The sequence below is a fragment of the Saccharopolyspora sp. NPDC045941 genome (assembly GCF_056431445.1).
On record NZ_JBWKKU010000001.1, the window covers coordinates 264,220 to 278,308 of the forward strand.

Genomic DNA, 14,089 nt, shown 5'->3' on the forward strand with positions numbered 1-14,089 from the left:
TCTCCTCCGGAGTTCCTCAGCCGTGCAGTCCGCACTCGGTCTTGCCGCTGCCCGCCCAGCGCCCGCTGCGCGGGTCGGCGCCCGGGGCGGGCTTGGCGGTGCAGGGCTGGCACCCGATCGACGGGTAGCCGGCCGCCACCAGCGGGTTGACCAGCACGCCGTGCTCGTCGATGTAGTGCTGCATGTCGTCGTCGGACCACGCCGCGAGCGGATTGATCTTGACCAGGCCGTTGCGCTCGTCCCAGGTCGCGATCGGCGTGTTCGCCCGCGTCGGGGCCTCCACCCGGCGCACGCCGGTCACCCACGCCTCGTAGCGGGCCAGGGTGTTGCGCAGCGGCACCACCTTGCGCAGGAAGCAGCAGCGGTTCGGGTCCCGCTCGAACAGCCGGGGCCCCTCGGCGGCGTCCTGCTCGGCGACGGTCTGCTCGGCGACGGCGTTGACGATGCTGACGTCGTAGACCTGTGCCACGGCGTCGCGGGTGCCGATGGTCTCGGCGAAGTGGTAGCCGGTCTCCAGGAACAGCACGTCCACGCCCGGCTTGGCCTTGGCCGCCAGGTCGACCAGCACCGCGTCCTGCATGTTCGACGCGACGATCAGGCCGTCGCCGAAGGTGTCGGCGGCCCAGCGCAGCGCTTCCTCTGCGCTGGCCTCGGCCAGCCGCGGCGCGGCCTCCTCGACCAGTGCGCGGAGCTCTTCGTCGCCGCGTCGCGCGCCGATTTTCGTGGTGGTGTCGGCAGTCATCGGTCTCCGTTTCCTCCAGCCGGGTCGCCGAGCGACAACCCCACGAGCCGAACGGTGAACACCCGCAGGCACGAGCCGCACTGCCACGCGCCCGCGGGCTCGGCCTCGGGCGTGAGGTCCTCGTCCCCGCAGTACGGGCAGTAGAACGGTGTCGCCCGGCTCACTTGAGGTCGTCCTCCTCGGCCCGCGCCACCCACTGCGCGAAGCGCTCGCCGGTGCCGCGCTGCGCCAGGTAGTTGCGGACGAGGCGTTCCACGTAGTCGCCGAGTTCCGCGGAGGTGACCTTGTGGCCGCGGATCTTGCGGCCGAACCCGGCGTCCTGACCGAGGCCGCCGCCGAGGTGCACCTGGAAGCCCTCGACCTGGTTGCCGTTGCCGTCCGGCACCATCTGGCCCTTCAGGCCGATGTCGGCGACCTGGGTGCGGGCGCAGGCGTTGGGGCAGCCGTTGAGGTTGATCGTCACCGGGTCGGTCACGTCGCCCTGGATGTCGGCCAGCCGCTGCTCCAGCTCGTCGACCAGCGCGATCGCCCGCTCCTTGGTCTCGACGATGGCCAGCTTGCAGAACTCGATGCCGGTGCAGGCCAGCACGTTCCGCCGCCACGGCGACGGGTCGGCCTGCAGGCCCAGCGCGCCCAGATCCGCGACCAGACCGTCCACTTCGGACTGCGGCACGTCGAGGACGAGCAGGTTCTGCTCGACGGTGGTGCGGACGCGCCGCGAACCGACCCGCTCGGCGGCCTTGGCGACCTCCACCAGCGTGGAGCCGCTGACCCGGCCCGCCGCGGACTTCGCGCCGACGTAGAAGTTGCCGTCCACCTGCGGGTGCACGCCGACGTGGTCGCGGTGCCCGGTCGGTGTCTCCGGCGCGGGGCCGTCGACCAGCTCGCGGCCCAGGTACTCGTCCTCCAGCACCTGCCGGAACTTCTCCGGGCCCCAGTCGGCGAGCAGGAACTTCAGCCGGGCGCGGTGCCGCAGCCGCCGGTAGCCGTAGTCGCGGAAGATCTGCACCACGGCCTGCCACACCTCGGCGACCTCGCCCAGCGGCACCCAGGCGCCCAGCCGCACGGCCAGCTTCGGGTTCGTGGACAGGCCGCCGCCGACCCACAGGTCGAAGCCGGGCCCGTGCTCCGGGTGCACGACGCCGACCAGCGAGATGTCGTTGATCTCCGGCACGGTGTCCCAGCGCGGCGAGCCGCTGATCGCGGTCTTGAACTTCCGCGGCAGGTTCGACAGCGACTTGTCGCCGATGAATCGCTCGGCGATCTCGTCGATCGCCGGGGTGGCGTCGATGATCTCGTTCGCGGCGATGCCCGCCACCGGCGAGCCCAGCACGACGCGGGGGCAGTCGCCGCAGGCCTCGGTGGTGGACAGCCCGACGCCCTCCAGCTTCTGCCAGATCGTCGGCATGTCCTCCACGCGCACCCAGTGCAGCTGGATGTTCTGCCGGTCGGTGATGTCGGCGGTGTCGCGCGCGTAGGTCTGCGAGATCTCACCGATGGTGCGCAGCTGCTCGGTGGTCAGCGCGCCGCCGTCGATGCGGACCCGCAGCATGAAGTAGCGGTCGTCGAGCTCCTCGGGCTCGATCGTGCCGGTACGCGCGCCGGGAATGCCCGGTGCGCGCTGGGTGTACAGCCCCCACCAGCGGAAACGACCACGCAGATCGGCCGGGTCGATCGAGTCGAAGCCGCCGTGGGCGTAGATCGTCTCGATGCGCTGCCGGACGTTCAGCGGGTTGTCGTCCTTCTTGGAGCGCTCGTTGGCGTTGAGCGGCTCGCGGTAACCGAGCGCCCACTGGCCCTCGCCGCGCGTCTTGCGCTTGCGGGCGGGGCGAGCAGGGGCTTCCGTCGGGGGGACCATGTCCGACCTCCGGGATTCGGGCGCGGCAGCGCCGCGTGGAATTCCCGTCGTCGGTGACGGTTCTCACTGCTCGGCGCTCCCGGCGCCGACTGGACAAAGCAGAACGCGGCAGCGGGAATCAACCCATGGCGCGGCACAGCGCGCTGGACACGCGCCGCAGGTCCACGTAGCGGCGTGTGACCAGCAAGAGCCTCGGCAAGGTCGCACCCATGGGTCGCAGCGTGCCACGCGCTCACCGGGCGGTCCATCCCCATCCGCATGGTGAGACAGTGGTGGAGTGCCTGCTCAACTGCCTGTCGGCGAACCCGCCCCGGCCGACGGAACGCTCCCGCCCGAGGCCCTGACCGGACTGGGTTCGCGGCCGTTCGGGGTGTACGTGCACGTGCCGTTCTGCGCCACCCGCTGCGGCTACTGCGACTTCAACACCTACACCGCCGACGAGCTGGGCTCAGCAGCGGGTTTCGGCAGCTGGCTGGACGGTCTGCGCGCGGAGCTGGAGCTGGGCGCGGGGGTGCTCGCGGCGGGCGGTCAGGCGGTGCCCGCGGCGGAGACGGTGTTCGTCGGCGGCGGCACGCCATCCTTGCTCGGCGCGCAGCGGCTGGGCGAGGTGCTGACCGCGGTCCGCGAGTCGTTCGGGCTCGCCGATGAGGCGGAAGTCACCACGGAATCCAACCCGGAATCGACGTCGCCGGAGTTCTTCGCCGGAATCCGCGAGGCCGGCTACAACCGGGTGTCGCTGGGCATGCAGTCCGCCGCCGAGCACGTGCTGCGGGTGCTGGAGCGGCGGCACACGCCGGGCCGCGCGGTCGCGGCGGTCGGCGAGGCACGCGCGGCCGGCTTCGAGCACGTCAACCTGGACCTCATCTACGGCACGCCAGGGGAGACCGACGACGACCTGCGGGCCTCGCTGGACGCGGTGCTGTCCACCGGGGTCGACCACGTCTCGGCGTACGCGCTGATCGTGGAGGACGGCACCGCGATGGCCCGCAAGGTCCGCCGCGGCGAGCTGCCGATGCCCGACGACGAGGTGCTCGCCGACCGCTACGAGCTGATCGACGGTGTGCTCGGCGAGGCGGGCCTGGGCTGGTACGAGGTGTCGAACTGGGCCCGCGACGACGCGGCGCGCTGCCGCCACAACCTCGGCTACTGGCAGGGCGGCGACTGGTGGGGCGCCGGGCCGGGCGCGCACAGCCACGTCGGCGGCGTCCGCTGGTGGAACGTCAAGCACCCGGCCCGCTACGCGGCGGTGCTGGCGGAGGGCGCCTCGCCGGCGGCGGGGCGGGAGCGCCTCGACGCCGAAGACCAGCGCATCGAGCGGATCATGCTGGAACTCCGCCTGGCGACGGGCCTTCCGGTGGAAGCGCTGGACGAGCAGGGCGGGGTGGCGGCGAAGCAAGCGGCGGCGGACGGCCTCCTGGAGCGCGAAGAGCTGACGGCGGGCCGCTGCGTCCTGACGGACCGAGGCCGACTCCTCGCGGACGGAGTGGTCCAACGCCTGCTCGCCTGAAGAAGCCACGCCCACCCGGCCAGACCAGGCCACCCACTCCGACCAGCCCACCCCGACCAGCCCATCCACTCGACCAGGCCACCTAGCCACCCTCCCCGCCCGACCAGGCCATCTCCCCGCCCGACCAGGCCACCTCCCCGCCCGACCAGGCCGTCCGATCGATGTTTCCACGTGACGAAACCTGAGTTCCATTTCCGCAATTTCAATGGAAATCGGACCTCTGATTTCCATTGAAATTGCGGCAGAACGGGTCAGCGGAGGGCGTCGAGGTCGAAGACCCGGACGTGCAGGACCGTGCGCTGGTGGAGGGCCGATCGCAGCGCCCGGTGCAGGCCGTCCTCCAGGAAGAGCTCGCCCTGCCAGCGGACCACGTGCGGGAACAGGTCGCCGAAGAACGTCGAGTCCGGGCTCAGCAGCCGGTCCAGGTGCAGCACCTTCGTCGTGGTGACCAGCTCTTCCATCCGCACCGGGCGCGGCGGCACGTTCGCCCAGTCCCGCAGCGACAGCCCGTGGTCGGGGTACGGCTGCCCCTCCCGGACGTCCTTGAAGATCACGCCACCTCCTGGCGAACGGCCGAATCCGGCGCCCACCGAGGTTGGTCCACCTGCGGGTACCCCGCCGCGGCGGGAGTGCTCCGCCCGGTCCGGCGGATCGGACCGGCGCCCGTCGTCGTGGCCGCAGGCTACCGCCGCGCGCCCGCGGCTCTCGGCTCCGGTGCACGAACACCGTAAACTCGATGGTGGTACCCGGGCGCCGCCCGGGCTCTGAACATGAGCGCTGAGCATTAGCGCTGTGCGGTCTTCGGCCGCTGCCGAGGTGCGGAGGAGGTGGCGTGTGAACGCGGATGAACGCCGGTTCGAGGTGCTGAGGGCGATCGTGGCCGACTACGTGTCGACCAAGGAACCGGTCGGTTCGAAGGCCCTCGTCGACCGCCACAACCTTGGTGTGTCCAGCGCCACAGTCCGCAACGACATGGCCGTGCTCGAGGAGGACGGCTTCATCGTCCAGCCGCACACCAGCGCCGGCCGGGTGCCCACCGACAAGGGCTACCGGCTGTTCGTGGACCGGCTGCACGAGGTCAAGCCGCTCACGGAGGCCGAGCGCCGGGCCATCCACAAGTTCCTCGAAGGCGCGCTGGACCTCGACGACGTGATGCGCCGCAGCGTGCGGCTGCTGGCCCAGCTCACCCAGCAGGTCGCCGTGGTGCAGTACCCCACGCTGACCCGGTCGACCGTCCGGCACGTCGAGGTCGTCACCATCACCCCGGCACGGCTGATGCTGGTGCTGATCACCAACACCGGGCGCGTCGACCAGCGGATGGTCGACCTCGGCGACGTGATCACCGACGACGACGTGGCCCGGCTGCGCAACGTGCTCAACGCCTCGATGGCCGAGAAGCGGCTCGCCGACGCCTCCGCCGCGGTGGCCGAGCTGCCCGACCAGGCGCCGCCGGAGCTGCGCGACGCGCTGATCCGGGTGTGCAGCGTGCTCATCGAATCGCTGGTCGAGCACCCCGAGGAGCGGATGCTGCTCGGCGGCACGCCCAACCTGACCCGCAACGTCGCCGACTTTCCCAACTCGCTGCGCCAGGTCCTGGAGGCGCTCGAAGAGCAGGTCGTGGTGCTCAAGCTGCTCGCCGCGGCCCGCGACTCGGGCACCGTGCGGGTCAGCATCGGGATGGAGAACGAAGCCAAGGAGATGCAGACGACCTCGGTGATTTCGACCGGATACGGTTCGGATGGCATGGTGCTGGGAGGCCTGGGGGTGGTCGGTCCGACGCGGATGGACTACCCGGGGACCATGGCGGCCGTGCGGGCCGTCGCCGCTTACGTGGGTGAGATCCTGGTCGGTCGGTGACTGTTCACCGACGTCTGACCGGCGAGAACTCGTTGATCGAGCAGAGGAAGTACTGAGAAGGTGGCCAGGGACTACTACGCGACCCTCGGGGTGGCCAGGGACGCGACACCCGAGCAGATCAAGCGGGCGTACCGCAAGCTCGCGCGGGAACTGCACCCGGACGTCAACCCCGACGAGGCCGCGCAGGAGCGGTTCCGGGAGGTGACGACCGCCTACGAGGTGCTTTCCGACCCCAAGAAGCGGCAGGTTGTCGACCTCGGCGGGGATCCGCTGGGCAATGGCGGCGGTGCCGGCGGCGGCATGGGAGATCCCTTCGCCGGGTTCGGCGGGCTGGGCGACATCATGGACGCCTTCTTCGGCGGCGGCGCCGGTGGCGGCGGCCGCGGGCCGCGCAGCAGGGTCCAGCCCGGCTCGGACGCGCTGCTGCGGCTGGAGCTGACGCTGGAGGAGTGCGCCAGCGGCGTGAACCGCGACATCACCGTGGACACGGCGGTGCTCTGCGACTCCTGCGACGGCGGCGGTTCGCGCGTCGGCAGCGCCCCATCGACCTGCGACACCTGTGGTGGCCGCGGCGAGGTGCAGTCCGTGCAGCGGTCGTTCCTGGGGCAGGTCATGACGTCCAGGCCGTGCCCGGTGTGCCGCGGTTTCGGCGAGGTCATCACCGACCCGTGCCAGCAGTGCGGCGGCGACGGACGGGTCCGCGCGCGGCGCACCATCACCGTCAAGATCCCGGCCGGGGTCGGCGACGGGATGCGGGTGCGGCTGGCCGGCGAGGGCGAGGTCGGGCCCGGCGGCGGGCCGGCCGGTGACCTGTTCGTCGAGGTCGAGGAGCTGCCGCACGAGCGGTTCACCCGTGACGGCGCGGACCTGCACTGCACCGTCGAGCTGCCGATGACGGCGGCCGCGCTGGGCACCGTGCTCACCCTGGAGACGCTCGACGGCGGCCAGGAGGAGCTCACGGTCGAGCCGGGCACGCAGCCCGGCACCGAGCACGTGCTCGCCGGCCGGGGCCTGCCCAAGCTGCGGTCCAACGGCAAGGTCAGCGGGCACGGCGACCTGCACGTGCACCTCGACGTCGTGGTGCCGACGCGGCTCGACGACGCGCAGTCCGACCTGCTGCGCCAGCTCGCCACGCTGCGCGGCGAGGAGCAGCCGGAGCCGACGGTGACCGCCAACGGCAACGGCAGCCGGCACGGGCTGTTCTCCCGCTTCCGCTCGTTCGGCCACCGCTGACCGAGTGGTTTCGCACGCGGTTCGCCGCGAAGACGAGAGCTGAGGCCGGAAGTGTCGGAATCCTCGCTGCCGGTGTTCTCCGTCGACCGGCTGCCCGCCGTCGGCGCGACCACGCTGGACGGCCCGGAGGGCAAGCACGCGGCCACCGTGCGCCGCCTGCGAGTCGGTGAGCAGCTGCTGCTCTCGGACGGGCAGGGCGGCATGGCGCGCTGCGAAGTGCTTGCCGCGGCGAAGGACTCGCTGCAGCTCGCGGTGTCCGAGACCTGGCAGGTTCCGCAGCCGGGTCTGCGGGTCCGGCTGGCGCAGGCGCTGGTCAAGGGTGACCGCGGGGAACTCGCGGTGGAGCTGGCCACCGAGGCGGGCGTGGACGCGGTGGTGCCGTGGCGCGCCGCCCGGTGCGTGGCGAAGTGGGACGACGGCCCGCGCGGCGCGAAGGCGCTGGCGCGGTGGCGCAGCACGGCCGCGCAGGCGGCGAAGCAGGCGCGGCGGGCCTGGACGCCGCCGGTCGACGAGCCGGTGAGCACCAAGCAGCTCGCGGAGCTGGTGCGCGGGGCCGACGCGGCGTTGGTGCTGCACGAGTCGGCTACCGCGCCGCTGGCGTCCATCGAGCTGCCCGAAACCGGCGAACTCGTCCTGATCGTCGGTCCGGAAGGCGGCGTGACCGGCGACGAGCTCGCGGCTCTGGCCGACGCCGGCGCGCACGTCGTCCGCCTCGGCCCGACGGTCCTGCGCGCCTCCACGGCCGCGGCGGTCGCCCTCGGCGCCCTAGGCGCCCGCACCGACCGCTGGTCCTGATTGCGCGGGGCGCAATTTCGCGAGAATTCCACACTCACTCGGGTGAAGATCAATTTCCCGCGAAATTGTCATCCCGCGCGATCGGCGGTCACGTACCGCTAAGAAGATCAAAAACTTTGGGCTATCCGTAGCGCGAACGGCTGACGCAACGATACGCTTCGTGTGCGAAAGATCGCGGTGAGGTTTTGCCGCGACCGGTGCCGCACGGGGCATCGGACCCCAGCACTCGCCGGACACCTCCCCCCTCGGTCCGGCGAGAGCTGCGCCGCAAACGGGACAACCCCCAGACCCGGTTGCGGCGCAGCGTGCCGGGGATGTGACGGGAACCGGCCCCGCGATGATCGAACCGCGCCGGACCGCTCGGCTAATCTTCCGGGCATGAGCGACATGGATTCCCTTTTCCTGCGGATCATCGCGCGCGAAATCCCGGCGGACGTCGTTCGCGAGGACGACCGCGTCATCGCCATCCGCGACATCAACCCGCAGGCCGCCACGCACGTGCTCGTCGTGCCGAAGAAGCGCTACCGCAACGCCGCCGAGCTCGCCGCCGCCGACCCGGAGCTGCTGGCCGAGCTGATCACCGTCGCCCGCGACATCGCCGAGCAGGAGGGCATCGCGGAATCCGGCTACCGACTGCTGTTCAACACCAACGCCGACGCGGGCCAGACGATCTTCCACGTGCACCTGCACCTCCTCGGCGGCGAACCGCTCGGCGGGCTCACCGGCGGGCCGCTCAGGGGCTGATCCCCGCCGCGTCGAGGTGGCGGTGACGGCGGCAATCTGATTGCCGGGTGGACTACCATCGACGCCAGGGAGAACTGACCGAACGACCCGCGCGAACGCGCAGAAAGCAGGCCCGAAAACACGTGGCCGGTATTGCAGCGGGTGGAGCCGCCGCCCAGTCCGGAGAGCACCCCCAGACCGCAGCCCCAGAGGCGACAGCGCAGTCGAAGGTGACCGTTCCCGACAACGTCGTGCTGACGCTGGTCGGATCCAGGGACGAGAACCTTCGGGTCGTGGAGGATCTGCTCACCGCCGATGTCCATGTCCGGGGCAACGAGGTGACGCTGTCCGGGGATCCCGCGGAGGTCGCGTTCGCCGAACGGGTGTTCGCCGAGCTGATCGCGCTGATCGCCAAGGGCAGTCAACTCACGCCGGACATCGTCCGCCGCAGCGTCGCGATGCTCTCGGCCGACCACGGCGAGTCGCCCGCCGACGTGCTCAGCCTGGACATCGTGTCCCGGCGCGGCCGGACGATCCGCCCCAAGACGCTCAACCAGAAGCGCTACGTCGACGCCATCGACCACCACACCGTGGTGTTCGGCATCGGCCCCGCCGGTACCGGCAAGACGTACCTGGCGATGGCCAAGGCCGTGCAGGCGCTGCAGGCGAAGCAGGTCAACCGGATCATCCTCACCCGCCCCGCCGTCGAGGCCGGCGAGCGGCTCGGGTTCCTGCCGGGCACCCTCTACGAGAAGATCGACCCGTACCTGCGGCCGCTGTACGACGCGCTGCACGACATGGTCGACCCGGAGTCGGTGCCGCGGCTGACGCAGGCCGGCACGATCGAGATCGCGCCGCTGGCCTACATGCGCGGCCGCACCCTCAACGACGCGTTCATCATCTTGGACGAGGCGCAGAACACCACGCCCGAGCAGATGAAGATGTTCCTGACCCGGCTGGGCTTCGGCTCCAAGATCGTGGTCACCGGGGATGTCACGCAGATCGACCTGCCCGGCGGCCAGCGCAGTGGGCTGAAGATCGTGCAGAACATCTTGGGCGATGTCGACGACGTGCACTTCGCGCTGCTGGACAGCCACGACGTGGTGCGGCACCGGCTGGTCACCGACATCGTCAACGCGTACGACCGCTGGCACGCCCTGGAAGACGCCGACGACCACGCCCGGTCGGGCCGGCGCAACGGGCAACGACGAGGACGAGCATGAGCATCGAGATCGCCAACGAATCCGGCGTCGCAGTGCCCGAGGCGACCATCGTCTCGGTCGCCCGGTTCGCCCTCGACAAGATGAGCGTCAGCCAGCTCGCCGAGCTGTCCATCGTGCTGGTGGAGCTCGACGTGATGGCCGACCTGCACGAGCGGTGGATGGATCTGCCCGGTCCCACCGACGTGATGTCGTTCCCGATGGACGAGTACGACTCGGCCCGCCGCCCGGACTCCGCGGGCTCCGGCCCGGCGCTGCTGGGCGACATCGTGCTCTGCCCGGCGTTCGCCAAGGATCAGGCCCGCAAGGCCGGGCACAGCCTGCTGGACGAGCTGCACCTGCTCACCGTGCACGGGGTGCTGCACCTGCTCGGCTACGACCACGCCGAGCCGGAGGAGGAGCGGGAGATGTTCGGCCTGCAAAACCGCATCCTCGCCGAGTACCGCGAGGCACGCGACGAGGCCGAGCGGGCTGAGGCGCAGCGCAGCGCGGACGCCCGGGTGCTGGGCGCCGTCGGGCTGGACGAGCCGGAGTCGCCGCAGGGCGGCCCGGCCAACGCCAACTAGGGGAGCCGGCGGTGGACTTGACCGGTTCCACTGCGTTCTTGATCATCGCGGTGCTGCTGGTGCTGGCGGCCGGGGTCTTCGCGGCCTCCGAATCCGCCATCACCGTGGCCTCCCGGGCCCGCGTCGACGAACTCGTCCGCGAGGGCCGCGGCGGCGCCAAGCAGCTCGCGCAGCTGCTCGCCGACCGGCCCCGCCACGTCAACCTGCTGCTGTTGCTGCGGCTGGCGTGCGAGATGGGCGCGACGGTGCTGGTCACCGTGGTGGCCCTGCGGCTGGCCGACTCCGAGGCGTGGGCGGTCGTGATCGCCGGGCTGATCATGCTGGTTGCGTCCTACGTGCTGGTCGGCGTCGGCCCGCGCACCCTCGGCCGGCAGCACCCGTACGGCATCGGGCTCAAGGTGGCCGCGCCGGTGCGGGTGCTGGCCAGGTTGCTCAACCCGCTGACCAGGCTGCTGATCCTGATCGGCAACATGATCACCCCCGGCAAGGGCTTCCGCGAGGGCCCGTTCTCCACCGAGGTGGAGCTGCGCGAGCTGGTCGACCTCGCCGGCGAACGCGGCGTGGTGGCCGCGGGCGAGCGGGAGATGATCCACTCGGTCTTCGAGCTCGGCGACACCCTCGCCCGCGAGGTGATGGTGCCGCGCACCGAGATCATCTGGATCGAGCAGACCAAGTCCGCCCGGCAGGCGGTGGCGCTGTGCCTGCGCTCCGGCTTCTCCCGCGTCCCGGTGATCGGCGAGAGCATCGACGACATCGTCGGCGTGGTGACCCTGAAGGACCTGACCAGCGCCGTGCTCGCCGGCCGCGACCAGACCGGGTCGACGGTGGCGGAGCTGATGCGCCCGGCCAGCTTCGTGCCGGACACCAAGCGGCTCGACGAGCTGCTCGGCGAGATGCAGATCTCCCGCAGCCACCTGGCCATCGCTGTCGACGAGTACGGCGGCACCGCGGGCTTGCTGACCATCGAGGACATCATCGAGGAGATCGTCGGCGAGATCACCGACGAGTCGGACCTGGAGGAGCACCGCCCGATCGAACGGCTCGACGACGGCACCGTCCGGGTCAGCTCGCGGCTGCCCGTCGAGGACCTCGGCGAGCTGTTCGGCGTGGAGCTCGACGACTCCGACGTGGAGACCGTCGGCGGGCTGCTGGCGCAGCGGCTCGGCCGCGTGCCGCTGCCCGGCGCGGAGACCGAGATCGCCGGCCTGCGGCTGCGCGCCGAGGGCGGCAAGGACCACCGTGGGCGGATTCGCATCAACGCGCTGCTCGTCCGCCCGGTGAACGCAGATCAAGCACCGCTGCGCGGTGCCGACCAGGAGGGAAGCAACGCCCGTGGCTGAGCACGTCGAAGCGGTGGCCCCGCAGGAGATCGACCCGGAGGACGCCAAGATCGTCACGCTCGCGCGGTCGTCCCGAGCCCGCACCGGAGCGGCCGAGGGCGCGGCGGTGCGCGACACCGACGGCCGCACCTACGCGGCGTGCACGGTCGCCCTGCCGTCCCTGCGGCTGACCGCCCTGCAGGCGGCGGTGGCGGCAGCCGTCGCCAGCGGCGCGGAGGGCCTCGAAGCGGCCGCGGTCGTCACCGACGCCGACGCGGTCGACGCCGACTCGGTCGCGGCGGTCCACGACTTCACCCGCACTGCGCAGATCCTCCGCGCGGACGCCACCGGCACCGTCGCCGGCGTCCTCCAGGCGTAACCCGGCTTTCCCCCCGGAACCTCGCTACCCCGATGCACTCGGACACCGGTCCAGGGCGTCGGGCCTCCGGCCCTGGTCCGCAGTTTCAATGGAAATTGCGGACCTCCGGCGTGTCGTGCCTCGACACGCCGAAGGCTGTGGACAACTTCCGCAATTTCAATGGAAATCGGACCTTCGATTTCCATTGAAATTGCGTCACTGGGTGCCTCCCGGGCCTCGGGTCCCCGGGGGTGGACGCCCTCTGTGCTGCGGCCGGGGCGGGCCGGTCACAATGGTGCGGTGACCAGCTCCGCAGATGTGCACCGCTCCGGATTCGCCTGCTTCGTCGGCCGGCCCAACGCCGGGAAGTCGACGCTGACGAACAGTCTGGTCGGCTCGAAGGTGGCGATCACCTCCAGCAAGCCGCAGACCACCCGGCACGCCATCCGCGGCATCGTGCACCGGCCCGACGCGCAGCTGATCATCGTCGACACCCCCGGCCTGCACCGGCCGCGCACCCTGCTCGGGCGGCGGCTCAACGACCTGGTCTACGAGACGTGGTCCGAAGTGGACGTGGTCGGGTTCTGCGTGCCCGCCGATCAGAAGGTCGGCCCGGGCGACCGGTTCATCGCCGAGCAGCTGAAGAAGGTGGCCCGCCGCACCCCGGTGCTGGGCATCGTCACCAAGACCGACCTGGTCAGCAAGGAGCAGGTCGCCCAGCAGCTGCTGGACCTGCAGCAGGTGATGGACTTCGCCGACCTGGTGCCGGTTTCCGCAGTGGATTCCTTCCAGGTCGACGTGCTGGCCGATCTGCTGGTCGCGCAGATGCCGGAGGGCCCGCAGCTGTACCCGGACGGCGAGCTCACCGACGAACCGGAGACGACGCTCATCGCGGAGCTGATCCGGGAGGCGGCGCTGGAGGGCGTGCGCGACGAACTGCCGCACTCGCTGGCCGTCACCATCGAGGAGATGATCCCCCGCGAGGGCCGCAAGGACCTGATCGACGTGCACGCGGTGCTCTACGTCGAGCGCTCCAGCCAGAAGTCGATCGTCATCGGCCGCGGCGGGGAGCGCTTGCGCGCCGTCGGCACCCAGGCGCGCAAGCACATCCAGGCGCTGCTGGGCACCAAGATCTACCTGGATCTGCACGTCAAGGTCGCCAAGGACTGGCAGCGCGACCCGAAGCAACTGCGCAAGCTGGGGTTCTGATCACAACTTCGGCGCGGAATGCGTGGAACCGACCCTGACCTGAGTACGTCTCAGGTACGTTGCTGGCCGGACTCTTTGCGTACGGGCAAGGACACCTGGCTTTTGTTCGACAATTAAAGGATCAATCGTGACTAATCCCTATGGCGGCCCGCCTTCGGGGCCCAACCCGCAGCAGCCGTACGGTCAGCAGCCGGGCGGATACGGTCCGCCGTCGGGGCCGATGCCCCAGCAGCCGTACGGCCAGCCTGACCCCTACGGGCAGCAGAACCCCTACGGCCAGCCGAACCCCTACGGGCAGCAGCCCGGCGGCGCCCCGCCGAACAACAACATCGGCTGGGGCATCGGTTCGATCTTCCTGTGCTGGCCGTTCGCGATCCCGTCGCTGATCAAGGCCACCTCGGTGCAGAACCTGTGGGCCCAGGGCCAGTACCAGCAGGCCCAGGCCGCGGCGGACGACGCCAAGAAGTGGGGCAAGATCGGCATCATCGCCGGCGCCGCCTGGTGGGTCCTGATCATCCTGATCTACGTGATCTTCTTCGTGATCATCGCCGCCTCGGTGAGCTCCTACAACTGATCGAGTCGTGCCGTTGGGGGCGGGGGGGGGGGGGGGGGGAGAGAAGGGGGGTAAAGGCTTTCGGGGGGAAAAAGAGGAAAAGGCTGCGTCTACCCAGGTTTCTTCGGCGAAGGAGGGGAAGACAGGGG

Annotated in this window: 16 protein-coding genes; 11 read left to right on the forward strand and 5 right to left on the reverse strand. The window is 70.9% G+C overall.

The genetic code is table 11. The features are described from left to right. Window positions 1-16: 16 nt before the first annotated feature. The 4 genes from AC07FN_RS01185 to AC07FN_RS01200 form a co-directional block, all read right to left on the reverse strand. Entirely contained in the window at window positions 17-742 is a 726-nt protein-coding gene (locus AC07FN_RS01185; RefSeq protein ID WP_452612040.1) for a phosphoadenylyl-sulfate reductase, read from the reverse strand. After that, complete coding sequence (locus AC07FN_RS01190; RefSeq protein ID WP_177226753.1) at window positions 739-906, reverse strand: hypothetical protein; 168 nt, start codon at window positions 904-906, stop codon at window positions 739-741. Before AC07FN_RS01190 ends, AC07FN_RS01185 begins: the two co-directional genes overlap by 4 nt. After that, window positions 903-2,600, reverse strand: a complete 1,698-nt coding sequence (locus tag AC07FN_RS01195; protein WP_478393782.1) for a nitrite/sulfite reductase — start codon at window positions 2,598-2,600, stop codon at window positions 903-905. Before AC07FN_RS01195 ends, AC07FN_RS01190 begins: the two co-directional genes overlap by 4 nt. 118 nt (window positions 2,601-2,718) lie before the next feature. Continuing rightward, entirely contained in the window at window positions 2,719-2,811 is a 93-nt protein-coding gene (locus tag AC07FN_RS01200) for a putative leader peptide (RefSeq protein WP_328592488.1), read from the reverse strand. Between the two features lie 66 nt (window positions 2,812-2,877). Between AC07FN_RS01200 and hemW the strand changes: the two genes are divergently transcribed. Next, a complete protein-coding gene (hemW, locus tag AC07FN_RS01205) occupies window positions 2,878-4,107 on the forward strand; it encodes a radical SAM family heme chaperone HemW (RefSeq protein ID WP_478393783.1) in 1,230 nt (409 codons plus the stop codon). 251 nt (window positions 4,108-4,358) lie between these two features. Here the strand turns inward: hemW and AC07FN_RS01210 are convergent, their stop codons facing one another. Next, window positions 4,359-4,661, reverse strand: a complete 303-nt coding sequence (locus tag AC07FN_RS01210) for a type II toxin-antitoxin system VapB family antitoxin (RefSeq protein WP_478393784.1) — start codon at window positions 4,659-4,661, stop codon at window positions 4,359-4,361. A 280-nt stretch (window positions 4,662-4,941) separates the two neighbouring features. On the opposite strand from AC07FN_RS01210, the gene hrcA reads away from it, so the two are divergent. The 10 genes from hrcA to AC07FN_RS01260 all read left to right on the forward strand — a co-directional run bounded on the left by hrcA (window position 4,942) and on the right by AC07FN_RS01260 (window position 13,961). After that, window positions 4,942-5,964, forward strand: coding sequence for a heat-inducible transcriptional repressor HrcA (gene hrcA / locus AC07FN_RS01215; protein WP_358579793.1), 1,023 nt, complete (start codon window positions 4,942-4,944; stop codon window positions 5,962-5,964). Window positions 5,965-6,024: 60 nt separating this feature from the next. Then, the gene (gene dnaJ / locus AC07FN_RS01220) at window positions 6,025-7,197 is read left to right on the forward strand and encodes a molecular chaperone DnaJ (RefSeq protein WP_478388296.1); all 1,173 of its coding nucleotides are present in this window, start codon (window positions 6,025-6,027) and stop codon (window positions 7,195-7,197) included. A 51-nt stretch (window positions 7,198-7,248) separates the two neighbouring features. After that, on the forward strand, window positions 7,249-7,992 hold the full coding sequence (locus AC07FN_RS01225) for a 16S rRNA (uracil(1498)-N(3))-methyltransferase (RefSeq protein WP_452612035.1): 744 nt from the start codon (window positions 7,249-7,251) through the stop codon (window positions 7,990-7,992). Between the two features lie 378 nt (window positions 7,993-8,370). Next, the gene (locus tag AC07FN_RS01230; protein WP_478393785.1) at window positions 8,371-8,736 is read left to right on the forward strand and encodes a histidine triad nucleotide-binding protein; all 366 of its coding nucleotides are present in this window, start codon (window positions 8,371-8,373) and stop codon (window positions 8,734-8,736) included. Window positions 8,737-8,858: 122 nt separating this feature from the next. Then, window positions 8,859-9,938: a PhoH family protein gene (locus AC07FN_RS01235; protein ID WP_478393786.1), complete on the forward strand. Its 1,080-nt coding sequence runs from the start codon at window positions 8,859-8,861 to the stop codon at window positions 9,936-9,938. Continuing rightward, window positions 9,935-10,501: an rRNA maturation RNase YbeY gene (gene ybeY, locus AC07FN_RS01240; RefSeq protein WP_132489305.1), complete on the forward strand. Its 567-nt coding sequence runs from the start codon at window positions 9,935-9,937 to the stop codon at window positions 10,499-10,501. The genes AC07FN_RS01235 and ybeY overlap by 4 nt, the downstream gene beginning before the upstream one ends. 17 nt (window positions 10,502-10,518) lie before the next feature. After that, a complete protein-coding gene (locus AC07FN_RS01245) occupies window positions 10,519-11,841 on the forward strand; it encodes a hemolysin family protein (protein WP_358579942.1) in 1,323 nt (440 codons plus the stop codon). Continuing rightward, entirely contained in the window at window positions 11,834-12,199 is a 366-nt protein-coding gene (locus AC07FN_RS01250) for a cytidine deaminase (RefSeq protein WP_452612034.1), read from the forward strand. The genes AC07FN_RS01245 and AC07FN_RS01250 overlap by 8 nt, the downstream gene beginning before the upstream one ends. 279 nt (window positions 12,200-12,478) lie before the next feature. Next, the gene (gene era / locus AC07FN_RS01255) at window positions 12,479-13,387 is read left to right on the forward strand and encodes a GTPase Era (RefSeq protein ID WP_358306240.1); all 909 of its coding nucleotides are present in this window, start codon (window positions 12,479-12,481) and stop codon (window positions 13,385-13,387) included. A 127-nt stretch (window positions 13,388-13,514) separates the two neighbouring features. Beyond that, window positions 13,515-13,961, forward strand: coding sequence for a CD225/dispanin family protein (locus AC07FN_RS01260; protein WP_132489310.1), 447 nt, complete (start codon window positions 13,515-13,517; stop codon window positions 13,959-13,961). Window positions 13,962-14,089: the final 128 nt, after the last annotated feature.